Genomic DNA, 26,399 nt, shown 5'->3' on the forward strand with positions numbered 1-26,399 from the left:
GCTGGCGGACTCCGTCCGGCATTGGCCGGGCGCGGCGGTCCGCACCCAGAGCGACGGGAATCAAGGCCGCCTCCGGCGGGGGCACTCAGGCTTCTGAGATGGTGACCATCCCGTCCACCTCGACCCAGGCAAGCCCGCTCCGCCGGTGCGGCACCGGGACGGGCGATCCAGCTCGGAGGCAAGTGGACCGACGGCACCAGGGTCACCGAGAACGGCCTGTTCGTCGACGGCCGGCTACAGAAGATCGGCGACGAGCTGCGCTGGACCTACGACCGTTCGGACTGGCTGCGCCCCTGGCGGGTCAGCGGTGAACGGGTCGGGGTCGAGTTCCAGCCGTTCCACGAGAAGGTGGCCCGCACCAATGTCGGTGTCGTCGCGAATAAGACGCGCAAGTGTTTCGGGCACTTCCCCGGCTGGGCGAAGACGGACGGCGGGACGACGGTGAGTCTCGATGGGCTCGTCGGCTGGGCCGAGGAAGCACGTAACCGCTGGTAGCCCTGGTCAGAGACGTAGCTGCCGGTTGACCTCTGCCACCAGCTCGGCGGGCAGTTTGAGCAGCCGGCGGTCGTAGCTGAGCAGACCGTTCACCTCGTCCTCGACATCGGAGAGTTGGGTGTAGACCGTGGCGCTCAGACCTTTGGCGATGGCCGGAGCGATCTGCTCGGCGTGCAGTCGGCGGAAAGCCGCACCGAGCGACGCCGCGTCGCGGAAACGGCGGTAGCCGAACTCGCGATCGGTCGACGTGTGCCCGCTGACGGCAAGGCTGTAGCCGCCGTACTCGGACAACACCAGCACCCGGTGGTCCCGGCCGCGCCGCGGCACCCGGAAGCGGCGGAAGTAGACGTGCAGGCTGCGCAGGTCGCCGCCGCCCTGGTCGTGCCAGCCGCTGGCGTGGTCGACACTGCGGGTCGGGTCCAGTGCGGCGACCTCGGCGGCGATCGCGGCGGCGTCGAACTGGCCCCACCCCTCGTTGAACGGCACCCACACGGCGATGCTGACGACGTTGCGCAGCTGCTCGACGGTGTCGTGCAGCTCAGCCCGGAACTGCTCGCGCCCGGCGTCGTCGTCGCGGGCGAACCACCGCCGGCGTCGGTCGGTCAGCCGCAGCGGGCTGACCGCCGGAGCGGTGACCACCAGCGGCCGATACCGGCCACCACCGTTGACCATGTCCTGCCAGACCAGCATGCCGAGACGATCACAGTGGTAGTACCAGCGCGCCGGCTCGATCTTGATGTGCTTGCGGAGCATGGTGAAGCCGAGTTGCTTCATGGTCGCGATGTCGTGGACCAGGGCCTCGTCGGAGGGTGCCGTGTACCAGCCGTCGGACCAGTAGCCCTGGTCGAGGATGCCGGCGTGGAAGTACGGTGCGCCGTTGAGCAGCAGCCGTGGCGTGCCGTCCGGGGCGGGGCCGACGCCGAAGGAGCGCATGCCGACGTAACTGCGGACCCGGTCGTCGCCCAGGTCCACAACCACCCCATAGAGGTACGGGTCCTCGGGGCTCCACCGCCGTGCCGCAGGGATCGGAACGCGAACCGGCCGTCCGGCGGGTGCCTGCGCCACGCCTACCACGTCGTCGCCGGCCAGGATCGTCACCGTCGCATCGAGGGCGTCCGGGTCGGCGTGCACCGTCACGTCGAGGCAGCCCTCCTCGAGCAGCGGGGTCAGGGTGAGTCGCCGTACGTGCCGCGCGGGCACACACTCGGCCCAGACGGTCTGCCAGATCCCGGACTGTGGGCTGTACCAGATTCCGCCGCGGCGCAGCCGCTGCTTGCCGCGCGAGTGGTGGGCGGTGTCGGTGTCGTCTCGTACCGCGACGACCAGCGTGTTGTCATCGTCGTGCAACGCACCGGTGATGTCGCAGTGAAATGGCAGGTAGCCGCCGGTATGCCTGCCCACCGGCGTGCCGTTGACAAAAACCTCGCAGGTCTGGTCGACGGCCCCGAAGTGCAACAGCACCCGCGCTGACGGGTCGGGCCGGAAACTGTCGGGCAGCCGTAAGATCCGGCTGTACCACAGTGTCTGGCCCGGTAGCAGTTGCCGGTTGACGCCCGAGAGAGGCGTCTCCGGCGAGAACGGCACGATGATCTCCCCGTCGTACCCCTGCGGCTGTTGGTGGCTGTCAGTGATCGCGTACTGCCAGCGGCCGTTGAGGTTGAGGTAACTGTCCCGGACCAACTGCGGGCGGGGATACTCCGGCAAGGGCCGGTCCGGGTCGAGCGTCTCGCCCCACGGGGTCAGCAGTGGCCGGATCATCCGCGCGTCGCCGAGTCGTACCGGCGGCGCAACGTCAGCACCGGCACGAGGATGAGGGCGAGCACTGCCAGCGCCGCCAGGAAGATGCCCGGCGTCGGCACCTGTTTGACCACGCCGAGGTCGGTGTAGGTCTCGCCGGCGCTGTTGATGACCGCCGCGCCGAGGTAGGGCCCGACGACCATCGGCACCAGGATCGCGAAGATCATGCGCAGGCCCTGTACGTGGCCGGCGCGCTCTGGCGGGGAGAAGTCGCGTACCAGCGCCCCGATCGGGGCCAGCACCAGCATGAACCCGGACATCATCAGCAGTCCGGCGGCGATCACCTGGCCGGTGCCCCGGGCCAGGTACATCGAGAACAGGCCGGCCGCGTACACGGCGACGGCGGGCAGCAGGAAACTGACCCGGCCCATCCGGTCGATGAACCGACCCGCGACCACGCTGACCAGGGAGGCGCCGAGCAGCACGACGCCGAGCACGAGGGCGTAGTCGCCGATGTCCAGGTAGCGCTGCACGTAGATGATCAGATATGGCATGAAGACCTGGGTCGAGACACCCCAGATCGACCATGCGGCCAGCGCCAAGTAGAGCCGGGGGTTGGCGTGTACGGCAGCCGGGCGCAGCCCGTGCAGCATCGAGCCGAGCAGGCGCTCGCCCCGACGGACGGGCACGGGCTCGTCGCGGACCAGGAACCAGGCCACCACCCCGACCGCGGCGATGATCCCACCGACGATCAGGAAGAACGTCCGCCACTGGCCAGCGCGGGTGAGACCGTCGAACCCGCCGAAGACGGCGAGCATGGCCAGTAGCGGCATCGCGGCCAGCACCGACTCCACCCGGCCCCGGTTCGCCGGTCGGGTCACGTCCGTCACCCAGGCCTGGAACGCGGCGTCGTTGGCGCCCGAGCCGAGGAACGACATCAGGCAGTCCAACGCGATTACGGCGAGCAGGGCCAGTAGCACCGCGTCGGCCGCTGGTGCCAGTGCGGCCACGCCGTCCACGGTGAGTAGGCCGAATGCCGCGGTGGCGAAACCCCACGCGAGGTAGCCGCCTACGATGAAGGCCCGGCGACGGCCGGACCGGTCGGAAATCGCTCCGATCAGCACGGTGCCCGCCGTCGCGGTCAGTGCACTCGCCGCGACCAGGGTGGCGATGGCGGTCGGATCATCGGTGATCGTGTCATGGACGAACACGTTGAGGTACATGTTCTCGACCGCCCAGGCCAGTTGGCCGACGAAGCCGAGCAGCACCAGTGAGGTCCAGGCGCGTCTGCCGAGCCGCGGGTCACCGGGGCCGGCGGGGGAGAACGTCGTGGGACCGGTGACGGTGGGTACGGGCACAGAGCACCGTCCTTGCTAGCCGAGCCGGGGGCAGCCCGAAAGTGAGAGAGATTCTACAGTTGTCCGTGTCTCGGCTGCGGGGGGTCGTACTCAACCGGCCCGGCCACCCACGACCAGCGCCGCGCCTGGGCCGTCCAGGCTCGGCAACTCGGTCCTGCACTATCAGGCCCCATGCTCTATTCGGCTGAGCGTTGGTGATGTGGTGGTGGCTGCGGATGGGATCTCGAGCAAGCTACGTACTCGTACGCAACGGCTCCTGGGAGCTGTACTCCTCGCAGTGGGACGCGGAAGATCCTTGCCAAGCTGTGCTGCTGCCCACGACGGGCGACCACCATCGTGCAGGCCATCCTCGTGCTGCACCACGTCGAAGCCAGCCGCTACTTCTCAGTGTCGGACGGTTCACCGTTCTTGGGTTCTTGAACGCCACGGTGATGGTGGTGGCTTCGCCTTCGTAGCCCAGGTCGCCTAGGACGCGGAGTTGTTCGGCGGTCCACGTGGTCAGCAGGGGCAGCATGTCGGTGTGTTCGCGCAGGGCGGTGGTGTCATGTTCGCGGCCCGGGCGAACCGAAGTGTCCACAGTGTCCAGCCGTCCGGGGCGGTGATGACCGGGATGTTCCCGCCGTGGTTGTTGCACTTGCCGGACCACCACAGGTCGACGCTGGGGTGGGTCCAGGGGCGTGGCACCGGTCGGTCTCGATCACGGTTCCGTCGATGTGGACGTGAGCGTAGCCGGCCATTCTGGCCGCCAACAGCGCGCTGATTGCAGGCTCGGATGCCTGGTCGGCAAGGACGCCGATGTCTACTGGCCGCACTGCCACCATTCATCGGAATAGCTCAGTGGGGGGGTGGTGAGGTTGTCGATCGCGGCGTCGATGCTGCTGGCCTCCGCCGTGGGCGCCGACCAGGTGCTGCAGCTGAGCCCGACCGGGCCGAGGGACTCATGCCGTTCCAGCGCCTCCCACCTACCGCTGCCGCACTGACGCCCACCACCGCCGTGCGCCAACCGTTACCATCGATGGTTGAGTATCTCCGACGCGAAGGCGGGGCCGATGGACATCAGCGCGCAAGGATTGCACCGCGTGCTCGACCCCGAGGGGGCGGCCACGCAGGTCGACGCCTGGCGGGGGCGCATCGAGCGGCTCGCGGCCGACACCAAGACCATGAGCGAGCGCCTCCAGGCGCTGCGGGTGACGGCCGCCGATTCCGACGGGCTGGTCGAGGTCACCGTCGACGCCGGGGGCGCGCTGGCCGGCCTGCAGTTCAGCCAGCGCATCCAGCGGGTGCTGCCGCGGGTGCTCGCCGACACCGTCATGGCGACGGTACAGGCGGCGAAGGCGCAACTGGCGGCCCGCTCGCAGCAGGTCGTGGAGGAGACGATGGGCACCGACTCCCCGGCCGCCCGGGCGGTCGCCGCCCGCATCGCCGAGCAGCTGCGGGTGCCGCCGGACGACACCGGGCAGGACGGCCGGCAGAGCGACCGGCCCGGTGACCGGCGGGGTTGGTGAGCCGTGGCGGCTGCGAGCCTCTCGGTCGACACCGACCAGATCCGGGCGCACGCCCGCAACATCGACACGCTGCGCGCCCGTTTCGACGCCGTCAAGGGCGCCAGCGCGTTCATCGTCGGCGACGAGCGGGCGTACGGGCTGCTCTGCGGCTGGATCGCCGGCGTCCTCGATGGTCGGCACACCCGCCAGGACGAGCTGATCGCCTACGTCGAGGAGAACCTCGTCCTGGTCGCGGCGCAGCTGCGGAAGACCGCCGACAGCTACGACGCCGCAGAGACCGACACCACCGGCATGCTGGGCGCGATCGGCCGGCGCATGCAATGACCGACATGTCGCTAGTCGCCGGCGTGCACTCCACCCGCGAGGTGTGGGCGGGCATCGGCATGGCCGACAGCATCGAGGGGCTCGTCGACGCGATCCGCAGCGACGGCTGGGTCGACGACGTCCTCGCCGGCGCGGCGCTGGGCCTGGAGGTCGCCTCGACCGTGCTCGACCCGTTCAGCACGCTGCTGGCCAGCGGCATCAGCTGGGCGATGGAGTACTTCGAGCCGCTGCGGGAGATGCTCGACGCGCTCACCGGCATGCCCGACGTGGTGGCCGCGCACGCCGCCACGTGGAACAACATGGCCGCCGAGCTCGGCCGGATGGCCACGGAGCTGCAGGTGCGCCTGGGCGCGGACCTGCCCAACTGGCAGGGCGACGCGGCCGACGCGTACCAGCTGATGATGGTCAACAACGTGGACTCGATCGGCGGGCTCGGCGGGATCTGCGCGGCGATGGCCGCGGCCACGGAGGGCGCCGGCACCCTCGTCGCGTTCACCCGCGACCTCGTCCGGGACCTGATCGCCGACCTCGTCGCCCGCGTCATCGTATGGGCCGTCGAGGCGATCTTCGTCGTCACGATCCCGGTGGTCGCCGTGCAGATTGCCGCAGCGGTGGTCAAGTGGGCAGGGCGCATCCTCATGTTCATCAACTCGCTGATCATGAGCCTGACCAGCCTGAACCGGCTGCTGAACGGCTGAGGCGATGGCTACCAACAAGCCGGGCGGCGGTGGGGGCAACGACGGCGGGGACGGCGGCGGTCCCGGACGTCCCGGCGACGGCTCGCCTGCGCATCCGAAGGGCGGGGTGCCCAAGCACGTCGTCGAGGCGCAGGAGAACCTCGGCCAGACGGCGCCCGCGGGCCGTCCCCGCGCGGCCGGCGGCGGGGTGCAGCAGCAGGGCGGCCAGCGCCCCGCCGGCACCACCCACCCGCTGCAGCCGGTCAGCCCCGGCTGGCGCACGGTCGACGGCGCCGACGCTCCGCAGCACATCCGCAACGCCGCCGGGTCGATGGAGTTCCAGCCGCGCGGCACCACCCCCGCGCAGGCCAGGCCGACGATCGGCGAGTCCGACGGGCACCGGTACTCCTCCAGCAACGGCAACCCGGCGCTGGCAGACGACCTGAACTGGCGCGAGATCCCGCGGCCGCCGCACGGGCCGTTCCCGGTCGCGCCCAACATCCTCTACACGCATCCGGAGATGCAGGTCGCCGCCGAGATGCGGGCGCAGGCCCGGGCACACCCCGGTGAGCCCGTCGTGCGGGACATCGTCGTGGACAACAGCCTCTGCGGCACCCGCACGTTCGACCGCAACGGCGTGGCGACCTGCGAGACGCTGCTCGCCGACGTGCTGCCCGCCGGCTCACGGTTCACGGTGTGGACCACGATCGACGGCGGCGCCACCTATCAGGTGAAGACCTACGAGGGGACCGGTAGGTTCGTGCGGTGACGACCTACGAACTGCTGAACTACATCGCGCGGCCGGACCGGCTCACCGACCCGCAGCAGGCGCTCGACGTCTTCGACTTCGTGGCCCGGGAGATCATGTGGCACGGCCTGTCCGGGCAGTCGGTGATGATCGGCCCGGAGGGCGGCGCCAAGGACCTGCGGGTCGACATCGACATCGACGCGGGCCGGGCGGCGCTGACCTGGCTCGCCGATGAGACGATCGCCGTAGAGCTGGCCCCGGGCAACCCGCTGGAGGTGGTATGGAACGGCGACGCGCCGCTGCAGACCATTCCCGCCAGCATGGCCCGGGTCGGCGTGCTGACCGCCCGGCAGGTGGTCGCCGACTACGTCGCCACCGGTGAGCGGCCCCGGCTCGTGGAGTGGGTCGCGGCCCCGGCGGAGGCGGCGGCGCTGCCCCGCGGCATGTTCTACCGCGGGGGTGCCTGAGCCCTTTTCCGGCGGTGGCGCGCCATCACGAAGAACCCGTCGACGACCGCGGCCAGGCCGCCGCCGCTCACGGTGACGGTGACCAGCCGGGCCGCGCCCGCGGTCCGGGCCGGCGGGGCGGGTCACCCGGCGGCTCGGCGTGGCCACCGATCCGGCAATGCAACAGAGCCCTCTGGACAGCTCTCGACCATCCGTCCGCTCACCACGTCCGCGGGCGTGGAGCTTTGCTGGGCGATGGCAGCATGCTCAGCCATGGATCATCATGAGCAATTCCGCCGTGCGGCGATCGAGCGGGGCTTTCCGGAGGACGAGGTCGGCAGGTTCGCCAAGTTCCTCCGATTCGCGATCAGGGCGAGTCGAAGGCCTGCCGGTGGGGTCGTCGGGCAGTACGGCGGGCTGCCCCGGCTGCCGGTGGGCGTGGAGTGGCCGTCCTCCGGGTCCGGGCCGCTGCCGTTCATCGCCTCCTTCGACTGCGCAGCGCTTCCCCGAGTCTCCGGCCTCGCCTTGCCCGTGGACGGTTCGCTGCTCTTCTTCCTGGACCGCGCGCTCGCCTTCAACTACGGGGCCGCCAGCGGTTCCGTCGCCGGCGAACAGCAGTTCGCGCGAGTCCTGCATGTGCCGGCCGGCGCCAGTGCCGCACCGGCGGAGGCGCCTGCCGGGCTCGACTCCGTCAGCCCGCAGCACGACCTGTTCGCCACGGTCACCGCCGAGCTGCCCTTCTGGTTCGACGGCTGTGACGACGATGACCCGGAATCCACTCGAACCGACAACGGAGAACACCTGGCTCGCGATCTGCAGCACCTGGATCGGCTCTGCGCGCTGGCCAAGGAACTCCGGCCACGGAACACCTCGCCCGACGTCTATCTCGGCGGGTACAACAGCAGCGGCGGGCTCGTGACCGACTACATGGACGAAACCCCGGAGACCCAGATGGCGGACGACAACCTCAAGGCACGCCAGAAGGCCGACGGCATCATGATTGCGGAGGCCGAGTGGGACCTGCGCCTGGAGGAGGAGACACTGCGCGTGATGCGCGAGTGGATACCCCTCGCCCAGTTCGCCAAGGTGGATGCCTACTGGGGTTGTTTCATGATCCGGCACGAAGACCTGGCCGCCCGCCGATTCGACAAAGCCCTTTCCCGCACTGAGTTCACCGAATAGGCGGTGCCGTCATCGGCGTCACAGCTCTGCGGCGCTGCCGGCGTCCGGGAACCCATCAGCCGGTCGCTGGTGAATACCGGTGAAGAGGGGAGGCTGACGAGTCCGTGGGGTGCGCCGTCGCCGAATATCTGCTCGCTGCTGTGGTACGCGGCTGCTACTTCGGCGTGGCAGCGGCGGAACAGGTCCACGACGACCTCCCACGGATCCTCGCGGTCGCAGACCACTACCGGGTAGTGCCGGCACACGACGGCCGCGCCCACGAAGGCATCCCGATCCTGTCTGCACTCACTCACCGGGAGGCTCGTCAGCTCGCGGGAAGCGCAGCTCAGCGCCTGTTTTGACGACCAATGACAGGTCAGGATCGCTACGGACGGTAACAAGGGGTCGTCGGTTCGAATCCGGCCGTCCCGACAGGCAGAAAGCCCTGACCAGCGGAAACGCCGGTCAGGGCTTAAGTTTGTCTATGGGGTTTAGAACCGCCCCCCGAAAACCCCCAATTACCGGGACCGGCAACCAGGTTCGTCATCCCTCCGCATCGTTGGGCATCGCGGGTGCGGTACGTCGCCGCGCCCCGCGGTGAGCCAAGGTCACCGGCTTGTTGTCGTCTGTGGGCATCCAGCCACGGGGTCCCCGCAAGAATCCGTTGGCGGATCACGGCGACCACTGCTACTTTCCTGGAGACCGTGCGAGACAACGAGGAGGTGGTACCCGTGAACGTATCGACATGGGCGCTTCCCTCCGGGGTCACGGTCGGGCGATAGGTCGTCCGGGAGCGCCGTCCACGAGCACTCCCGAAGGGCACGACCATGCAATTCACTTCTGAGCAGCGCCTCGACGACGGTGTCCTTGAGCGCGAATTCACCCTCGATGAGATCCCCGGCATCCTGTGGACGCCCGCATCCGCGCCGGCACCGGTGCCGCTGATCCTGGTCGGCCACCCCGGCGGACTGCACAAGATGTACCCCCGCTTGGTGGCCCGGGCGCGGCACTCCGTAGCGGCGGGCTTCGCCGCGGCCACCATCGAGCTCCCCGGGGGCGGTGACCGGCCCCGTTTCGCCGCTGTCGAGGAGGCCCGCGCCGACCTGCGCCGGGCGTTGGAGGCTGGCGAGCCGGTCGATGACGAGATCGTCGACCGGCTCGTCCTTCCGCTGGTTGAAAAGGCGGTCCCGGAATGGCGGGCCGCCCTGGATTCCCTCCTTTCGCTGCCCGAGATCGGCGGCCCGGTCGGGTACTCGGGAGGGGTGATCGCCATCGGCCTCCGGCTGGCGGTGGTCGAGCCGCGCATCTCGGCGGCCCTTCTGTTCGCCGGGAGTTTCGTGCCCCGCACCATGTTCGAGGAGGCCCGGCAGGTCACCATTCCGCTGCAGGTCCTGCTGCAGTGGGACGACAAGGGAAACGACCGGCAGTTGGCCCTGGACCTGTTCGACGCCTTCGGTTCCAGGGAGAAGACGCTGCACGCCAATATGGGCGGGCACACCGGCGTTCCGCAGTTCGAGGGGGACGATGCGAATCGGTTCTTCGCCCGGCACCTGACGTGAGGCCGGGCCGTCAGGCCGGCAGTAGACGCTACGAACTGTCGGCCAGGATGCCGCTCAAATGACCAGGGTCGGCGTCAACGGCTGTCGATGAGGCCAGCGCCAGGAAGCTCAGGGACCGGTCAGCCGCTGTCGAAATCGGTCGCGATATCGCTCAACGCGATCCGGTTCGGCTGGCCGGTCTTGGTGATGAGGCTGGAGACATGCCGCTCCACCGTGCGCGGTGACAGGTGTAGTCGCTCGGCGATTTCGCGGTTGCTCAGCCGGCCGGTGAGCAGCCGCAGCACCTCCCACTCGCGTACCGTCACGCCCGCTGCCCGCAGCTCAGGTGGGATCTCTGCGGCGCCGCGCCGACGTTGGGTGACCCGCGCGCCCGCTTGGCGCAGCAGCGTGCGACACGCCCCGGCGACCGGCGTGACCTTCGCCTGGTGGAAGTAGTCCTCGGCGGCACGCAGCCACTCCACAGGGGTGCCCCAGCCATCGGCGAGCGCCGACTCGGCAACCAGCCGCAGGGCGAGGTGCCGCCCCATCGCGTACAGCGCGCCGACCTCCATGGCCTCGGCCACGGTGGCGGTCGCGGCGTCGTGCTGACCCGCGCGGCCAAGCAGGACCGCCCGGGCGAAGAGCGCGAACTGCCGGTCCCACCGTAGCTGGCTCGCCGGTGTGCCGACGATCGCTTCGTACGCCGGAAAGCTGACCTCGCCGGCCATCGCCCGCAACAGCAACTGGAGGCCGAGCCGTCCACCCAGGTGGAACACTGTCGGGTTCGTCTCCTCCGCCTGTACCGCCAGGGACAGCTCGTCCAGCGCACGCGGGCGGTCCTCCTCCAGCAGCGCGCAGAACGTGCCGGCCAGCCCGTGGACCCGCTGCGTGTGCAGGCTCTCGTCACCGCCCCAGCGCCGGAACTCAGCGAGCGCGTCCTGCATCTCCACCCGCCGGCCCTGGTGGGCGGCGAGCACCGCGCTGAGCAGCAGCACGTACTGGGTGGTCTCCATCAGTTTCAGGCGGGTCGTCGCGGTGAGGACCTGGTCGATCAGGTCCTGTGCGGCCGGGTACTCGCCGCGCATGATCAGGTGCAGCGCGATGCTCGCCTCGGCCTGCTGGCGGGCAGTCACCGCCCCGGCCCGCAGCGCTCGTTCTCGGGCCTGTTCCAGCCGGTCCAGTGTGCCGTGTAGCAACGCGTCGTCGTTGCCGAGCCGGATCAGCGCGTGGACCTCCCAGATCGGCAGGCCGTGCTCGGCGGCGATGGACCGGGCCTGCTCCAGGCAGCGGGTGGCCTCGGCCGGGTCGCGATGCCGGACGAGCGCACCGAGCAACTGCCAGGCCTGACAGGCCACCACCGGCAGCGGCACCGCGGCGCCGACCGTGGCGGCCCGGCGGGCCAGGGTCTCGGCGACTTCCATCTGGTCCCGCCCTGGCGTGTCCAGGGCCAGGTGTGCGGCGACGACGTCGATCGGGGCTTCGTCCTCCGCCGCGGGGTCCGGGCCGAGCAGCTCACGGGCGATCTCCACCTGGGCCAGCGCGTCGGTCAGCTCCCCGGCCAACACGGCGGTCCAGGCCAGCCGGGTGTGTAGCCTGGCCCGCCGTCGAGCGGGAAGACCGGCCACCTGGTCCGGACTGTTGACCAACTCCAGTGCCCGCCGGACCAGGCCAGCCTCGCCGAGGGCCTGCAGGAGTGTCTCCAGGGTGTCGGCGCGGGCCTCGGCCGGCCCGTCGGCCTGGAGCTCCCAGGCCCTGTCGAGTAGGGCGACGGCCGAGGTGGCGGCACCCTGCGCGAGGGCCCTCCGGCCGGCTTCGGCAAAGAGTCGACCGGCCAACAGGGCGTCGCCGGTCTCGACGCGCAGGGTGGCGGAGATCTGGCACCACTCACCCGGCAACTCCGGGTGGACCTTCGCGACGGCCTCGGCGACGGTGTGGGCCAACTTCCGCCGGTCGGCCGGCTCGACCAGGGCGAGCAGCGACTCGCGGGTGACACGGTGCCGGAAGGTGTACCAGTCGGTCAACTGGTCGTCCGGTGCCACCAGCTGGGCGACGATGTCGCCGTGCAGATGGTTGAACAGGTCGCGGTCGCTGAGCCCTGTCGCCGACTGCACCACGGCCACCGAGAAGCGTTGCCCGATCAGGGCGCCGCAGGACAGCAGCTCCCGGGCCTGCGGGCTCAGCTTCTCGATCCGGTGCGCCATGCTTCTGGCGAAGGCTGCGGGCAGCGTGGCGGGCGCCTGTGGAGTGACGAGCCACCCCTGTGGACCGTGCCGGAGCAATCCGTTCTCCACCATCGCCGCGAGGATTTCCTCGATGAGGAACGGGTTGCCGCCGCTGCCGCCCCAGAGCAGCTCGGCCGCGGCGGTGGGCAGCTCATCCGTCGCCACGCCGAGACACGCCCCGGCCATGGCGCGCAGGTCCTCGGGCCCGAGACCGCCCAACTCGATCACGGTGCACCGGCCGCGGCGGGCCGCTGCCCGAGCGACCTCCAGCGCGGGGGAGTCGTCCGCCCGGAGGACGCCGACCAGCAGGGTGGGCTGCTGGTCGAGGTTGTCGATCAGATATTCGACCACCATGAGCGTCTCGGCGTCGGCGTCCTGGAGATCGTCCAGGACCATCAGGCATCCGCGGTCCTGGCCGGCGAGACCGGTCAGCCGGAGCACCGCCTCGGCCAGGATCACCACCGATCCGGTCTCCTGGTCGGCGAGGGGGGTGCCCCAGTCGGGCACCAACCGGCCGAGGATCGGCCCGTACGGGCCGAGCGCCGCGATGTCCACCGTGGCCGAACGGAGCAGGGAGAGCACCGCCTCGGTGAGCGGGCGCAGCGGCACTCCGGTGCCGAGTGCGCTGGCCCGCCCCCGCAGCAGACTCATTTCGGCGGTGTAGGCGGACTCGGCGACCGCCGCGGCGAGCCGCGACTTGCCGACGCCGGCCTCTCCGACGATGAAGACCGCGCCCCCGCGCCCGACGCGGGCAGCCTCGATCATGCCGATCAGCACACCGAATTCCGCATCTCGGCCGACCAGGACGCGTGATCGTTGCACGGCGGCAACGATAGCGAGGCACTTCATCGATAACCAGGGTCAACCAGCAGGCGCACCGAGCCTGGCGAGATTATCGTCCGACCGGACCGATCGCCGCGCTGACCGGGTGGTTTCCGCCCAGGGTCACAAAGCGAAGGTGGGGCAGCAGGTGGTGAGCGGGGCGGCGGCGTCGACGGTTCCGGCGTCGCCAGCGACCAGGTGTCCAACCAGGAGACCCACCGGGATGGCCAGACCGGCCAGGGCCGCCGTACGCAGGCCAAAGGCCACCATCGGGCTGACCTTTGGCTCCCCGGCGGGGTGCGGGTCCTCGACGTGGGCGGTGTCGGCGGGGTCGGCGGTGAGTTCGTGAGACATCATTTTTCTTCTCTCCTAGGGGTGAAGGGGTTGGTGAGCGGCAGCCAGCCGGGATCGGTTGGCTGCGGGGTGGGTTCCAGGAGCAACGCGGACGGAATCCGTGCGGCCTGGGCGGAGCGCAGCAGTCCGTAGCCGATGCCGGCGAGGCCGGTCAGCAGCCCCGGTGTGAGCACTCCGTCGGGTGTGCCGCAGTAGCGCGTCTGCCACTGAAGGGAGTTGAGGAGCAGGGTGGTCCGCTGCCGTAGCGCGGCGGCTGCGGCAGGGCCGGCCGGCCCCGCGGCCAGCACAGTCAGCGCCTCGCCGACGCCGGACTCGCCGTGGCAGAGACTCAGGTCGCGGGACAGCGGCCGGTCGGCCAAGCGCCGGACGAGGTGATCTGGCGCGTCCGGGTCCGCGGTGGGGGAGGTGCCCGCGTCGTGCCGGCCGGCGAGGGCGAGGGCCAGGCCGGCGGTGCCGGCACACCACCCGGACGAGTTGGTCGGGGTCTGCCGGGCGTGCCGCAGAGCTTTCCGTGCCGCGTCCGCGTGCTGCGGGGAACCGCCGCCGACGGTGACGAACCGGTGCAGGGCGTACGCGATGCCGGCCGTGCCATCGGCGAAGCCAGCCGGACTGGCGGGGTGATCGAACGTGGTCGTACCGGCCAGCTCGTCGGCGCAGGTCCGGGCCAGCGCCGCCGCCCGGTCGAGACCCAGCTCGGCGTGGATCGAGGTCATCGCGGCCAGGCAGCCGGCCTTGCCGGTGGCCCAGTCGTCGGTGGCGGAGCCGGCAACCGCGACCTCGGCGAGTTCGACCGCCGTGTCGACCCACCGACCGATCGCCGGGTCGTCGAGTAGCACGGCCAGCCGAGCCAGCCCGTAGGCAAGTCCGCCGAGGCCGTGCAGCCCGCCACAGCCGATCGCGGTGACCAGCTCGGGTCGATCCGAGAGCAGGCGCAGTAGCCCCGGCGTCGCGGCGACCGCCCGACGGGCCACGTCGCCGTAGCGGGCCACGCCGCTGATGTGAGCGAGCTGGCCGAGGAAGAGCGCCACGCCGAGGTACCCGTTGGCCAGGCCGGCGCCCATCGGGAGCAGCAGCCACTGCCGGTCGTCGACCAGTTCCAGGCCGAGCCAGTTCACCCGGTCCCGGCCCGGTGCGCCACGGGCGACGATCTGGTCGGCGATCGCACAGGCTGCTGAGATCAGCCGTTCGGGTGGGGCGGCCGTGCCGTGCGACGGCCCTGGCATCGGCGCCGCGTCGCCATGCGCGCCGACCGGCCGGCGGGTGGCCAGGCTGGCCGTGATGACCCACTCCTGGTCCTGCCGGTCGGCCTCGCCGAGCCCGGCGATCCGGTCCAGTGCCGCGTCGACGCCACTGCGGTACAGCGGCACCGCGGTCGGCTCCCCGTCGGCTGCCAGGTGGGGACTGTCGGCCCGGGCGTGGAAGTACGGCACGTCACCGCGCCACAGGGCCACGATCTCGTGGCGCGCGAACACCGGGTCGCCGGGCAGTGTGGTCCGGCCGCAGAGCTGCCCGAGGAAGCGGTCCCGGTCCAGACCGTCGCGCAGCAGGCTCGGGTGGGTGGCCTCGTCGAGCAGCGTTCGGTAGGCCCAGGTGGGCCGCACGACGAGTCGCACCGTCATGGCCGACGACGCCTTGACCAGCTGGGCGAAGTCCCCGCGGTGCGCCTCGATCGCTTCGTAGCCGAGCCGGAAACCCTCCAGCATCGCCGCCTCGTGGTCCTCCGGATCGATCACCCGTTCGCCGAGCCGGGGCCGGTTCGAGGCACCGTCAAAGGCGGACGCGCGACGTACCAGGCGCATCTGGTCAGTGCCCGGGTCCGCCCAGTCGATCCGACTGACCGGGCTCTGCCGGCCCTCGTCGCCGCCGGCGCCGGACAGGTCCATGATGCCCTGCTCACCGACGACGATCAGCGGCAGCAACGCGGTTCGGTGCACCGAGGCCGCGAGCAGGTCGGCGGCTGGATCGCCGCTCTGGGTGGCGGGCCGCCAACTGGGGCTGAACAACGTCTCGACGTCGATGGCCACGGGGTCCTCGCCGCTGGCGATCACGTTCTCGTAGTGCAGATCGGTGGTGTTGAGCGCGTGGGCGAGCGCCAGCAGCGCGCCCTGCCGTCGATAGAAGCGGTCCGCGCCGTCCGGGTCGGCCAGCGGTGCCGCGATCACGAACTCGGTCCAGCCGTACTCCGGGCGGACCAGGCAGGCGGCCGTCCGCACGCCGACGGTGGGCACCATCCGGTTCATCCAGCCGGCGAAGGCCGCCAGCCGGTCGTCGTGGGCGAGATCCCGGGGCTTGTAGACCAACCGCCGGCCGTCGGCGAACTGGACCACGGTGGTGGTCCGGCCGGCCCGATGCGGGTCACCCCGCCTGTCGACGGCCACCAGTGGGCCGGGGTCGACGCCGCCCAGGAGGTTGTCGACCAGGCAGTCCCGGTCGGCGGTGTACCGGGCGAGCAGCTCCAGCATCGCGTCGGTGGCGTGCGCGGTGGCCTGCCCGAGCAGCCGGGCCAGGACCGGAAGATCGGTGAACAGCGCAGCCAGCCCTGCCGGGGTGGCAAGCTGGCGGACGAAGTCGACGAATCGGGCGCGACTGTCGGCACCCTGGAGGAGGCCGGCGGTCCTGCGGCGGTGCAGCTCCTCGACGAAGGTACGGGCTGCCAGCGCGGCCAGTTGCCGTTCCAGGGTGGCCCCCAACGCGGCATCCAGCGCGCCCAGGTCGACCTGGGCGTCGGTCACCGGGCCGGCGTCCCGGCGGAAGCGAGCCCTCGCCTGGTCGACCAACGGGCGCAACGGCAGGGCGAACGCTGTCCTCCAGTCCGCAGGGACCGGCACCGACGGAGGCGGTGCGGCGGCGCGCACCGCGGACTCGATCAGGACCGCCCAGGGCGGCGGGCCGACCCGCGCGGCGAGGTGCCCGTCCTCCTCGGCGAGGAACGTGAGCAACCGGTCCTCGTCGACGCCCAGCTCGCCCAGCCGGACGTCCAGCTCCGGGCCGCGGTCGGCCCGCCACAGATCCAGCCGCCGCCGCGCGTGCCCGAGCCGCCCGGTGTCCACCGGGTCGGTGCCGCCGCCGGCGGTCACCCGCTCGTGCAGCGCCAAGCCCCGCGCCCACCAGCTCCGGGCGAGTCGGGGTGACTCGGCCGGAGCGAGGCTGGGTGGGCCGTCGGCGTCCGTGGTGTTCATCGAAATGAGGGTGCCAAGCCGCGGCCGGTAACTCATGCGTGGGATCCACCCAAATTCTTGTCGACCTGGCTGGTCGCCGCATTTCGCGCACTGTCCGGTGCTGCCCGGACGACAGTCGGTGATGACCGCCCCGGAGGGTGGGACCTGGGGCCAGTGTCGGTGGTGTGGCGACATCACGCGGGTGCGGACGACGGAACTTGGGTGCCCGACACAGATGCGTCGACGCGCTCCGGTGGTCGACTCTCCGACTGTTCGATGGGCTGACCCGATCGGAGCGACTGTGGAGTTTCGCGTACTGGGGCCGGTGAGCGCCTGGCGCGACGGCGGTGAGGTCCCACTGGACGGCGCCAAGCAGCGCACCGTCCTGGCCGTCCTGTTGCTCGCCCGAGGGCGAATAGTCTCCGACACGCGTCTCTGCCAGCTGCTGTGGGACGAGAACCCGCCGGCGACATTCGCCGCCCAGCTCTACAACTACGTCTCCCGCCTGCGGAAATATCTCGGCGACGAGGTGGAGATCGTCCGGCAGTGGTCCGGGTACCTGCTGCGGACGGGGGACAGCCGACTCGACATCGACGAGTTCGAGCGGCTGGCCGGACTGGGTCGGGACGCGCTGCGCTCCGGCCGGCACGAGGAGGCCGCGCGGGACCTGCACGAGGCGCTGGCGCTGTGGAGCGGAGCGACGCTCAGCAACGTCACCGACTACCTCATCGAGGCGGAGTCGCCCCGGATGGCCGAGGTGCGGATGGCGGTCCTGGAGGATCGCATCACGGCCGACCTGATGCTGGGCCGGCAGGCCGGCCTGGTGGCGGAGCTGAGCGATCTGGTCGCCGCGCAGCCGCTGCACGAGCAACTGCGCAGCCACTTGATGACGGCGCTGCTGCGATGTGACCGCCAGGCCGACGCGCTGGCCGTCTACCACCAGGGCCGGCGGGTGCTCGCCGACGAGTTGGGTGCCGATCCGGGCCCGGCCCTGGCCGAGGCGTACCAGACGGTGCTGGCCGGCCCCGGGATGCCCGACGTCGCGGTCGCACCGCGGGCCGGACCGGGCTGGCGCGACGTCCGACCGGCGATGCTGCCGCCCGGGACGCAGGACTTCTGCGGCCGGGAGCAGGAGCTGCGGGCGCTGGCCGGGCTGCTCGCCGAGACGTCACCGTCCGCTCCGCAGCGGACGCTGCTGACCGGGATGGCCGGCGTCGGCAAGTCGGCGCTGGCGCTGCGGGCCGCGCACCTGTGCAGCAGCGAGTTCCCGGACGGGCAGCTCTACGCCGACCTCGGCGGCACCCGGGGCAACGCCACCGACCCGGGCGACGTGCTGGGCTGGTTCCTCCGGAGCCTCGGCAATGCCGAGGAGGCCATTCCGAGGCGCCTCGACGAACGCGAGTGCCTCTACCGCAGCCAGTTGGCTGGCCGCCGGGTCCTGGTGGTGCTCGACAACTCTGCCAACTATCCGCAGGTCCGCCCGCTGTTGCCCGGTGATCCGTCCTGCCGGGTGATCCTGACCTGTCGTGGCCGCCTCTCCGAGTTGCCCGGTGTCACCCGCGTCGAGGTGGGCATCCTCGATCCGGCGCAGGCGCTGGAGCTGTTCGCCACGATCGTCGGCTTGCCGCGGGTGGCCGCCGAGCCCGGTGCCGCACACCGGATCGTGCAGTTGTGCGGGCGGCTCTCGATCGGCATCCGGGTGGCAGCGGCCCGGCTCATCGCTCGGCCGCACTGGTCACTGCGCTACCTCGCGCAGCGGCTGGCCGACGAACGGTTCCGTCTCAACGAACTACGGCTGGGGACGCTGGACGTGCGGGCCCGCATCGAGGGCAGCTACCAGGAGTTGGAGGTCGAGAGTCAGGTCGCGCTGCGCCGGCTGGCACTGCTGAACACGGCCGACTTCCCGATCGGGGCCGCCGCCCGGGTCCTCGGCGTGAGGCCCCGGGTGGGGGAGGAGGTGGCCGAGAGCCTGGTCGACGCCCGGCTGCTGGAGATCGCGGGCTCGGACGGCGGGCGGCGGCAGCGACACCGCTTCCACGACCTGGTGCGGGTCTTCGCGCGGGAGAAGGCCGACCCGGTGGACCACCGCGTGGTGACCGCCCGATCGGCGTTGTCGGCATAGCCGCGCCTGCGGATCCCCGGCGTTTCCGTCGTGCTCCCAACGTATGGAGAAGATATAGCCGGTGCCAGCACGGTCAGTGAGTGACCATCCTGATCCCGCCCGAGTGCGCGACCAACGCGCGGATCGACCTCGACCACGCCAGCGGGGACGAGATCGTCGGTCGAGTTCGGCCCGACCGGGACGACCCGGTCTTCGCCGGGCACTATCCCGGCTTCCCCCTGCTGCCCGGTGTCTACATCGTCGAGTACGTGCACCGCGCCGTCCTCGCGGCGATGCCGTCGGAGATCCTCGCCGAGCTGGTGTCCTGCCGGTTCCTCCGAACGATCGATCTCGACGACGAACTGGTCATCACCATCCGGCGCGACGGCGGGCTACGCCGGGGCACGGTCGCCGTGTCCGGTGTACCGGCCGCCGAGGTGGTGTTGCGCTATCAGGAAGGAAACCCTTGATGCTCGACCGCGACGACATTCGACGGCTCATCCCGCACCGACCGCCGATGCTCCTGGTCGACCGGGTCAGCGAACTGGTACCCCGGAGCCGGCTGGTGGGCAGTTACACGGTGACCGGGACCCGGCCGCTGCCTGCCGTGCTGCTGTTGGAGTCGTGGGGCCAGGCCGCGCTGGTGCTGATCAGGCACGACCGGCCGATGCCCGACGTGCTGACCGATGGCGTGCCGATCGCGGGTGCCTTCGAGGGGATCCGCTTCGGCCGGCCGGTGCTGCCGGGTGAGACGGTCGAGCACCGGGTCGAGCTGATCCGACTCATCGCCGACACGGGTTTCGTCCGGGGCGAGAGCGTGATCGGCACCGAGGTGGTCATGCAGGTCGGTCGTCTGGTCGGCGCGGTGCGCCCGGCGGCTGCGCTCCGCCCCGCCGTCCTGGCCGGGGTCTCCGACGTCAAGGAGTCGACATGAGTGAAATCCGACGACCGGTCGCCCTGGTCAGCGGCGGATCCCGAGGGATCGGCCGGGCCGTGGTCCGGCAGCTCGCCGCAGACGGGTACGACGTGGCTTTCTGCTATCACAGCAACCGGGAGGCCGCCGAGAAGGTCGCCGCGGAGGTGACGGAGACCGGTGCCCGGGTGCTGGCCCGGCAGGTGGACGTCGCCGATTCCGCGCAGGTGCGCGACTTCGTCACGGGGGTGGAGCGGGACCTGGGCGAGATCACGGCCCTGGTGACCGTCGCCGGGATCATCCGTGACCGGCCGGTGGCGATGATGGCCGACGAGGACTGGCAGTCGGTGATCGACGTCAACCTCGGCGGTGTCTACAACGTGTGCCGGGCGGCGATCCGCCGGATGATGCGGCGTCGTGGTGGCGCCATCGTCACGGTGTCCTCGGTAGCTGGCATCACCGGCAGCCCGGGCCAGACCAACTACTCGGCCTCGAAGGCCGGCATCATCGGCTTCACGAAGGCGCTGTCGAAGGAGGTCGGCCCGTACGGGATCCGGGTCAACGCCGTGGCGCCGGGGTTCATCGAGACCGACATGCTGAACGACCTGCCCGCCGGGCTGGCCGTGGGCGTCCAGCAGCGGACCGCCCTCGGCCGGCTGGGCCAGGCGGAGGAGATCGCCCCGGTGGTGACGTTCCTGCTGTCGGAGCGGGCCTCCTACCTGACCGGGCAGGTCGTCACGGTTGACGGTGGTCTGACGTTCTGACCCGCTGTGCCGCGAGCCGGGTCCGCATGGCCTCCAGGCGGACCTGGTTCGCCTGCGTCCGGGCCCGGCGCGCCGTGATCCGGGGATAGGCCGTGCCGAGCAACCGGGTGAGCAGGTCGACCCGGCGGGCGTCCGCCCCGACGACGATCTTCACCCGGTTGCGCCGGACCCCGCGCAGGATGAGCCGTGCGGCCTGCTCGGCCGAGGTCGTCGCCTCCCGGGCGAAGCGCTCCCGGATCCCGCCGTAGCCGAGCCCTTTCGCGGCCCGGGCGTTGCTGAAGATGTCGGTCCGCACCTTGCCCGGGTAGACGCAGCTGACCTTCACCGGCACGTCGCCGACCCGCATCTCCTGCAACACGGCCTCGGTGAAACCCCGGACGGCGAACTTGGCCGCGTTGTACGCGCTCTGCGCCGGTGCCGCGGTCAACCCGTACATGCTGGAGATGTTCACCAGGTGGCCCTGGGAGGCGACGAGTAGCGGCAGGAACGCCTGGGTGCCGTGCACCACGCCCCAGAAGTCGACGTCCAGCACCCACCGCATGTCGTCCCACTCGGCCTCGGTGATCGAGGCCAACAGAGTCACCCCGGCGTTGTTGATCATCAGGTCGGCGCCGCCGAAGTCGGCGCGTACCTCCTTGGCGTGGGCCTGCACCGCCAGCCTGTCGGTGACGTCCAACCGGTACGTGCGGACCTCGGCTCCCCGCTCGGCGCAGCTCGCCGCGGTCTGCGCCAGGCCCTCCTCCGCCGCGTCGGAGAGGGCCAACCGGGCGCCCTGGGCGGCCAGCTCGACCGCCAGCGCCCGGCCGATGCCCGAACCGGCTCCGGTGACGACCGCGACCTTCGCTCGGAACTCCTCCATGCGCGCTCCCTCGGATTTGGCGTGCCCGCCTGCGGCGACACACTTGCGCCGTACGGTCCGGGGCCGGGCTATCTCTTTTCCATACCGGGCGCGATGTAGAGAAGTTATGAGAGCCCCGCCGAACACTGCCTCCGGACGGTGCCACCAGGACGCCGCCCAGGCGTGGTGCGGAGGAGGCGATGGCACAGATGACAGGTGCGGCAATCACCGGGCTCGGGGCGTACCGGCCGAGCAGGCTGATCACCAACGAGGAGATCGCCGAGGAAGCCGGTGTGACTCCGGAGTGGATCGAGGAGCGGACCGGCATCCGGTCGCGCTACCGGTCCGGGCCGGAGGAATCCGTGACGATGATGGCCGCCGAGGCCGGCGGAAAGGCGTTGGCCATGGCGAACGTCGACCCGGCCGACGTGGACCTGGTCATCCTCGCCTCGGCGACGAAGAAAGACCGCATCCCGGGCGGGGCGCCCGAGGTGGCCAGCCGGATCGGCATCACCGCCACCGGCGCGTTCGACCTGAACGCCGCCTGCGCCGGCTTCGCCTACTCGATCGGGATCGCCGCCAACGAGATCCGGATGGGCAGCGCCCGCAACGTGCTGGTCGTCGGGGCGGAACAACTGAGCCGTTTCATCGACCCGGAGGACCCGGCGACGTACGTCATCTTCGGCGACGGTGCGGGTGCCGCGGTGGTCTCCCCCGCGGAGGTCGACGGAATCAGCCCGACCGTGTGGGGCAGCGACGGCTCGCGGTCCGACATCCTCGGCACCAAGTGGGACGCCAACGGCCGCGAGTTCGCCAAGATGGACGGCCCCCTGGTCTACCGCTGGTCGACCAAGAACGTGCCGAGGGTGGCCCGCAAGGTGTGCGACTTCGCCGGCGTCGAACTCTCGGACATCGACTGGTTCGTGCCGCACCAGGCGAACCTCCGCATCGTCGACCAGTTGGCCGAGATCCTCCAGATCCCGGACGAGAAGGTCGCCAAGGACATCATCGACACCGGCAACACCTCGGCCGCGTCGGTGCCGCTGGCGCTCAGCCGGCTGTACGAGAGCGGTCGGACCACCCCCGGCGACCGCGTGATGCTGCTGGGCTTCGGGGCGGGACTCGCCTACGCCGGTCAGATCATCCGGATGCCCTGACCACTTCGATCAAGACCCCTTCCTACGAAAGGACAAGCACCATGACGATGACCGTGAACCAGGTGTCCCTCGACGTCGCATCGCTCACCCGCAAGCTGATGACCGAGGACGTCGACCGGCAGATCAACGCCGACGACACCTTCGTCGACCTCGGGCTGGACAGCCTCAAACTCGTCGACCTGCTCGCCGCCGTGGAGACCCACTTCGACATCGAGGTGCCGGACGAGCTGGTCGGCAGCTTCGCCAAGGTCCAGGATCTCAGCGACTTCGTTCTCTCCGCCAGGTCTCCGGTGTGACCGAGGACGTCCGGGAGTTGTCGGTCGGGCAGCAAGCGCTGTGGCTGATCCACCGGTTGGCCCCGGACAGCCCGGCCAGCAACGTGGTCCACGGTCTGCACGTCGAACCGGTGCTCGACCTCGACCTGGTACGCCGGGCGGTGGCGACGGTGCGATCACGGCACGACCTGCTCCGGTCCCGGTTCGTGCAGACGGATCAGGGGCCGGTGCGGGTCGTCGATCCCGACCTCGGGTGCGAGGTCGAGGTCCACGATGTTCCCGACCTGGACGACGACGGGCTGTTGCGCCGCTGCCAGGAGTTCGGCGACCAGCCGCTACGGCTCGCGCAGGACGCTCCGATGCGGGTGGCGTTGCTGCGGCGGCGCACCGACTGCGTGCTGGTGGTGGTCATCCATCACATCGCCACCGACTTCCACTCGCAGCGGATCGTCTGGCAGGAGTTGGACGGCGCGTACGGGGCGTTGCAGACCGGACGGCCGGTGGAGTTGCAGCCGGTCTCCGGCAGCTACGACGACTTCCTGGCCCGGGAGCGGGCGGCCCTCTCCGGCGAGCGCGGCGAGCGGCTGCGCGCCTACTGGGATCAGGTCTGCGACGGCGCCACGGCGGCCACCCTGCCGACCGACCGGCCCCGTCCGCCGGTGCGCTCGTTCCGCGGCGGCGCGTTCAGTCAGGAGCTCCCGGACGACCTCGCCCGCCGGCTGCGGGAGACCGCAGCGGCGGCCGGGGTGACGCCGTACAGCGTCGTGCTCGCCGCGTTCCAGGCAACGATGTACCGCTACACCGGTCTGGGGGAGCTCACCGTCGGTTGTCCGGCCTCGCTGCGTCGGGGACGGGCGCTGCGCGGGGTGGTCGGCATGTTGATCAACACGATCGCGCTGCGTGGATCGTTCGACGCGGACACCACGTTCGCCATGGCGATCACCGCAGCGAGCCGACAGCTGACCGACGCTGTAGCCCATGCCGCCTACCCGTTCCCGCTGCTCCGATCGGGCCGTCGTAACCAGGATCCGCCAGTGCGGGTGACCGTCACCCTGCTGGCTCACCAGCATGGCGACAACTACACCACCCGGCGGCACGCGTTCGCCGGGCACCAGATCCGGCTGCTGGACATCCCGTACGACGAGGGCCAGTTCGACCTGTCGGCGACCCTCACCCAGTACCAGGACGGCCGGCTCCAGGCGGAGTTCGGTTACGACACCGACCTGTTCGACGAGGCGACCGTGCAGCGGCTGGCCGGGCACTTCCTCCAGATGCTGCGGGTGGCCTGCACGGCGCCGGAGACGGTGGTGTCCCTGGCGCCGATGGTCGACCAGGCGGAACTGCGCGAACTGCTGGCGCTCGGCACCCCATAGACCGGTGCGGCGTGGCCCCGCGGCGCCCCCGTGCTGCCGGGCCGGCGCGTCCGCCGCACGGGCCGGATCCGGCCGGCGCGACCCCGTCGCCGGCCGGATCCAGGCCCGGCGGTGGCCGCCCGAGGCACAGGTATAGGGGCGGTATAGCGCTGATTGACAACTTCGTGGCATTGGTAGGTCACTCGTGGAGGGAGGAACGGTGCGCGAGGGCATCCTCTCGACGGTCGGGAACACACCGCTGGTACAGCTGGTCCGGTTGTTTCCGGAGTTCCCCTCCCGGTTGTTCGTGAAGCTCGAACGCTTCAATCCCGGCGGCAGCATCAAGGACCGCACCGCGCTGAGCATGCTGCGCGCCAAGGTCGAATCTGGGGAGCTGGTGCCCGGCCGATCGGTGGTCGTCGAGTCCAGCTCGGGCAATCTGGCCATCGGCCTCGCCCAGGTTTGTGCCTACTACGCGATCCGGTTCATCTGCGTGGTCGACCCGAAGACCACCCGGCAGAACCTCGCGATCCTGACCGCGTACCACGCGGAGATCGAGATGGTCGAGCACCCCGACCCGGTCACCGGCGAGTACCTGCCGGCCCGGCAGCGCCGTGTCCGGGAACTGTGCGAGCAGGTCCCGCACGCCTACCGCCCGGACCAGTACGCCAACCCGCTCAATGCCGCCGCGCAGCGGCAGACGATGGCCGAGATCGTGACCGCGCTCGACGGGCGGATCGACTATCTGTTCTGTTCCACCGGCACCTGCGGCACGCTGGTCGGCTGCGTCGGCTACCTCCGCGACCACGGGCTGTCCACCCGGGTGGTGGCGGTGGACGCGGTGGGCAGCGCCATCTTCGGCGACGAGCCAGCGACCCGGCTGATCCCCGGGCACGGCGCCTCGGTCGTGCCGCCGCTGGCCGCCGACGCCACCCCGGACGAGATCATGCACGTCTCCGACCTGGACTGCGTGGTCGGTTGCCGGTTGCTGCTGCACCGGGAGGCCATCCTCGCCGGCGGGTCCTCCGGCGCCACCGTGGCCGCACTGCGCCGACGGATGGCGGACATCCCGGCGGGCGCCACCGCCGTGCTGATCCTGCCCGACAACGGCGACCGCTACCTCGACACGATCTATTCCGATCAATGGGTTTCCGGGCACTTCGGGGAGATCACCCACCTGTGGAAGGACGCTACGTGCTGATCATCGGTCGGGCTGTGGTGCGGGACATCCTCGACGGCGACGACGCCCAGGTGGTGGATCTGGTTCGGCACGCGTACCTGCTGCACGAGCAGGGCCGCACGAGCCTGCCGCACTCGGTCTTCCTGCGCTTCCCGCAGCAACCCCGCGACCGCATCATCGGCCTACCCGCCTACCTCGGCGCCGACCCACCGGTGAGCGGCATCAAATGGATCTCCTCCTTCCCCGGCAACCTGGATGCGGGGCTGGAGCGGGCCAGCGCGGCGATCCTGCTGAACTCGATGCGTACCGGCCACCCGGTGGCCCTGGTCGAGGGCTCGGTCATCTCGGCCCGGCGTACCGCGGCGAGCGCGGCGCTCGCGGCCGGCCTGCTCACCGCGCACCGCCGCCCGGACGGTCTGGCCCTGATCGGCTGCGGCCTGATCAACCAGCAGGTGCTGCGGTTCGTGGCGGGCACCATCGCCCCTCCGCTGGCGCTGACGCTGTTCGACGCCGACCCCCGCCGGGCCGAGGCCTTCGCCGAGGTCGCCCGGACCCTGCTGCCGGGGACGCCGACGACACTGGCCGGGACTGCCGAAGAGGCGATGGCCGCGCACCGGCTGGTCTCGATCGCCACCACCGCCACCGAGCCCCACCTCGACCTGGCCGCCTGCCGGCCCGGCGCGGTGCTGCTGCACCTGTCCCTGCGCGACCTGCTCCCCGAGGGGCTGCCGACCGCGCGCAACGTGGTCGACGACCCCGATCACGCCTGCCGAGAGGGCACCTCGTTGCAGTTGGCCGAGCAGCTCACCGGCGGCCGGAACTTCATCCACGCCACCATCGGCGCGCTGGCCGGCGGCCAGGCGCGGCTGCCCGTCGACGACGTACCGGTGGTGGTGTCCCCGTTCGGCCTCGGCGTGCTGGATCTCGTGCTCGCCGAGCACGTCCGCGCCAACGCCGAACGGCGGCACCTGGGCGTACGCGTCGACGGCTTCCTACCCGTGGTGGACGCCACCGTGGCGTCCACCGGATCCCTGAAGGAGTGGCAATGACGGACAACCGCAGCTACCGAGTGGTGCTCAACGACGAGGAGCAGTACTCGGTCTGGTGGACCGACCGGGATCTGCCCGCCGGCTGGCGTGCCGAAGGCACCGAGGGCACCCGCGACGAGTGCCTGGCCCACATCGACGAGATCTGGACCGACATGCGGCCGCTGAGCCTGCGCCAGCGCATGCAGTCCCAGGCCACGGCCTGACCACCTGATCCGATCCCACGCC

The 26,399-nt window shown here is 70.9% G+C and carries 24 protein-coding genes and 1 pseudogene; 18 read left to right on the forward strand and 7 right to left on the reverse strand.

Going from position 1 to position 26,399, the window contains the following annotated elements; genetic code table 11:
• The first annotated feature begins 165 nt into the window (after positions 1–165).
• Complete coding sequence (locus PCA76_RS12955) at positions 166–495, forward strand: DUF2804 family protein (protein ID WP_272619355.1); 330 nt, start codon at positions 166–168, stop codon at positions 493–495.
• A 6-nt stretch (positions 496–501) separates the two neighbouring features.
• Here PCA76_RS12955 and PCA76_RS12960 read toward each other — a convergent pair whose 3' ends face one another.
• The 3 genes and pseudogenes from PCA76_RS12960 to PCA76_RS12970 all read right to left on the reverse strand — a co-directional run.
• Positions 502–2,253, reverse strand: coding sequence for a glycoside hydrolase family 2 protein (locus tag PCA76_RS12960; protein WP_272617918.1), 1,752 nt, complete (start codon positions 2,251–2,253; stop codon positions 502–504).
• The gene (locus PCA76_RS12965; protein WP_272617921.1) at positions 2,250–3,590 is read right to left on the reverse strand and encodes an MFS transporter; all 1,341 of its coding nucleotides are present in this window, start codon (positions 3,588–3,590) and stop codon (positions 2,250–2,252) included. Before PCA76_RS12965 ends, PCA76_RS12960 begins: the two co-directional genes overlap by 4 nt.
• A gap of 412 nt (positions 3,591–4,002) precedes the next feature.
• Positions 4,003–4,387: pseudogene (locus PCA76_RS12970) on the reverse strand (transposase family protein); the annotation flags it as partial.
• A gap of 222 nt (positions 4,388–4,609) precedes the next feature.
• On the opposite strand from PCA76_RS12970, the gene PCA76_RS12975 reads away from it, so the two are divergent.
• The 7 genes from PCA76_RS12975 (at position 4,610) to PCA76_RS13005 (ending at position 10,010) form a co-directional block, all read left to right on the forward strand.
• Complete coding sequence (locus PCA76_RS12975; RefSeq protein ID WP_272617923.1) at positions 4,610–5,095, forward strand: YbaB/EbfC family nucleoid-associated protein; 486 nt, start codon at positions 4,610–4,612, stop codon at positions 5,093–5,095.
• A gap of 3 nt (positions 5,096–5,098) precedes the next feature.
• The gene (locus PCA76_RS12980) at positions 5,099–5,419 is read left to right on the forward strand and encodes a type VII secretion target (protein ID WP_272617925.1); all 321 of its coding nucleotides are present in this window, start codon (positions 5,099–5,101) and stop codon (positions 5,417–5,419) included.
• A 5-nt stretch (positions 5,420–5,424) separates the two neighbouring features.
• Positions 5,425–6,117, forward strand: coding sequence for a WXG100 family type VII secretion target (locus PCA76_RS12985; protein ID WP_272617927.1), 693 nt, complete (start codon positions 5,425–5,427; stop codon positions 6,115–6,117).
• A 4-nt stretch (positions 6,118–6,121) separates the two neighbouring features.
• Positions 6,122–6,865, forward strand: coding sequence for a DddA-like double-stranded DNA deaminase toxin (locus PCA76_RS12990; protein WP_272617929.1), 744 nt, complete (start codon positions 6,122–6,124; stop codon positions 6,863–6,865).
• Positions 6,862–7,311, forward strand: coding sequence for an Imm1 family immunity protein (locus PCA76_RS12995; protein WP_272617931.1), 450 nt, complete (start codon positions 6,862–6,864; stop codon positions 7,309–7,311). Before PCA76_RS12990 ends, PCA76_RS12995 begins: the two co-directional genes overlap by 4 nt.
• Positions 7,312–7,563: 252 nt before the next feature.
• A complete protein-coding gene (locus PCA76_RS13000) occupies positions 7,564–8,472 on the forward strand; it encodes a DUF1963 domain-containing protein (protein WP_272617934.1) in 909 nt (302 codons plus the stop codon).
• Between the two features lie 806 nt (positions 8,473–9,278).
• Complete coding sequence (locus PCA76_RS13005; RefSeq protein WP_272617936.1) at positions 9,279–10,010, forward strand: alpha/beta hydrolase; 732 nt, start codon at positions 9,279–9,281, stop codon at positions 10,008–10,010.
• A gap of 119 nt (positions 10,011–10,129) precedes the next feature.
• Here PCA76_RS13005 and PCA76_RS13010 read toward each other — a convergent pair whose 3' ends face one another.
• The 3 genes from PCA76_RS13010 to PCA76_RS13020 form a co-directional block, all read right to left on the reverse strand.
• On the reverse strand, positions 10,130–13,033 hold the full coding sequence (locus PCA76_RS13010) for a LuxR family transcriptional regulator (RefSeq protein WP_272617938.1): 2,904 nt from the start codon (positions 13,031–13,033) through the stop codon (positions 10,130–10,132).
• A gap of 123 nt (positions 13,034–13,156) precedes the next feature.
• Positions 13,157–13,387 (reverse strand): hypothetical protein, encoded by a 231-nt coding sequence (locus PCA76_RS13015; RefSeq protein WP_272617940.1) that lies wholly within the window; start codon positions 13,385–13,387, stop codon positions 13,157–13,159.
• Positions 13,387–16,566 carry a type 2 lanthipeptide synthetase LanM family protein gene (locus PCA76_RS13020; RefSeq protein WP_272617942.1) on the reverse strand — a complete coding sequence of 1,060 codons (3,180 nt, stop codon included), beginning with the start codon at positions 16,564–16,566 and terminating at the stop codon, positions 13,387–13,389. Before PCA76_RS13020 ends, PCA76_RS13015 begins: the two co-directional genes overlap by 1 nt.
• Positions 16,567–16,846: 280 nt before the next feature.
• On the opposite strand from PCA76_RS13020, the gene PCA76_RS13025 reads away from it, so the two are divergent.
• The 4 genes from PCA76_RS13025 to fabG all read left to right on the forward strand — a co-directional run bounded on the left by PCA76_RS13025 (position 16,847) and on the right by fabG (position 20,323).
• Positions 16,847–18,667: an AfsR/SARP family transcriptional regulator gene (locus PCA76_RS13025; protein WP_272617943.1), complete on the forward strand. Its 1,821-nt coding sequence runs from the start codon at positions 16,847–16,849 to the stop codon at positions 18,665–18,667.
• 80 nt (positions 18,668–18,747) lie between these two features.
• Positions 18,748–19,116 carry a hypothetical protein gene (locus PCA76_RS13030; protein ID WP_124855632.1) on the forward strand — a complete coding sequence of 123 codons (369 nt, stop codon included), beginning with the start codon at positions 18,748–18,750 and terminating at the stop codon, positions 19,114–19,116.
• Positions 19,116–19,580: a 3-hydroxyacyl-ACP dehydratase FabZ family protein gene (locus tag PCA76_RS13035; RefSeq protein WP_272617947.1), complete on the forward strand. Its 465-nt coding sequence runs from the start codon at positions 19,116–19,118 to the stop codon at positions 19,578–19,580. The genes PCA76_RS13030 and PCA76_RS13035 overlap by 1 nt, the downstream gene beginning before the upstream one ends.
• Positions 19,577–20,323 (forward strand): 3-oxoacyl-ACP reductase FabG, encoded by a 747-nt coding sequence (gene fabG / locus PCA76_RS13040; RefSeq protein ID WP_272617949.1) that lies wholly within the window; start codon positions 19,577–19,579, stop codon positions 20,321–20,323. The genes PCA76_RS13035 and fabG overlap by 4 nt, the downstream gene beginning before the upstream one ends.
• Here fabG and PCA76_RS13045 read toward each other — a convergent pair.
• Positions 20,295–21,182 (reverse strand): SDR family NAD(P)-dependent oxidoreductase, encoded by an 888-nt coding sequence (locus tag PCA76_RS13045; RefSeq protein WP_272617951.1) that lies wholly within the window; start codon positions 21,180–21,182, stop codon positions 20,295–20,297. The genes fabG and PCA76_RS13045 overlap by 29 nt on opposite strands.
• Positions 21,183–21,361: 179 nt before the next feature.
• Between PCA76_RS13045 and PCA76_RS13050 the strand changes: the two genes are divergently transcribed.
• From PCA76_RS13050 to PCA76_RS13075, 6 genes are all read left to right on the forward strand, one after another.
• Positions 21,362–22,318, forward strand: a complete 957-nt coding sequence (locus PCA76_RS13050) for a beta-ketoacyl-ACP synthase III (RefSeq protein WP_272617953.1) — start codon at positions 21,362–21,364, stop codon at positions 22,316–22,318.
• A 41-nt stretch (positions 22,319–22,359) separates the two neighbouring features.
• Entirely contained in the window at positions 22,360–22,614 is a 255-nt protein-coding gene (locus PCA76_RS13055) for an acyl carrier protein (RefSeq protein ID WP_272617955.1), read from the forward strand.
• A complete protein-coding gene (locus PCA76_RS13060) occupies positions 22,611–23,966 on the forward strand; it encodes a condensation domain-containing protein (protein ID WP_272617957.1) in 1,356 nt (451 codons plus the stop codon). Before PCA76_RS13055 ends, PCA76_RS13060 begins: the two co-directional genes overlap by 4 nt.
• Positions 23,967–24,177: 211 nt before the next feature.
• Positions 24,178–25,146: a 2,3-diaminopropionate biosynthesis protein SbnA gene (gene sbnA, locus PCA76_RS13065; protein ID WP_272619357.1), complete on the forward strand. Its 969-nt coding sequence runs from the start codon at positions 24,178–24,180 to the stop codon at positions 25,144–25,146.
• On the forward strand, positions 25,140–26,174 hold the full coding sequence (sbnB, locus tag PCA76_RS13070) for a 2,3-diaminopropionate biosynthesis protein SbnB (protein WP_272617959.1): 1,035 nt from the start codon (positions 25,140–25,142) through the stop codon (positions 26,172–26,174). Before sbnA ends, sbnB begins: the two co-directional genes overlap by 7 nt.
• A complete protein-coding gene (locus PCA76_RS13075; protein WP_272617961.1) occupies positions 26,171–26,377 on the forward strand; it encodes an MbtH family protein in 207 nt (68 codons plus the stop codon). Before sbnB ends, PCA76_RS13075 begins: the two co-directional genes overlap by 4 nt.
• Positions 26,378–26,399 lie beyond the last annotated feature (22 nt).

The sequence above is a fragment of the Micromonospora sp. LH3U1 genome (assembly GCF_028475105.1).
Taxonomy (GTDB): Bacteria; Actinomycetota; Actinomycetes; order Mycobacteriales; family Micromonosporaceae; genus Micromonospora.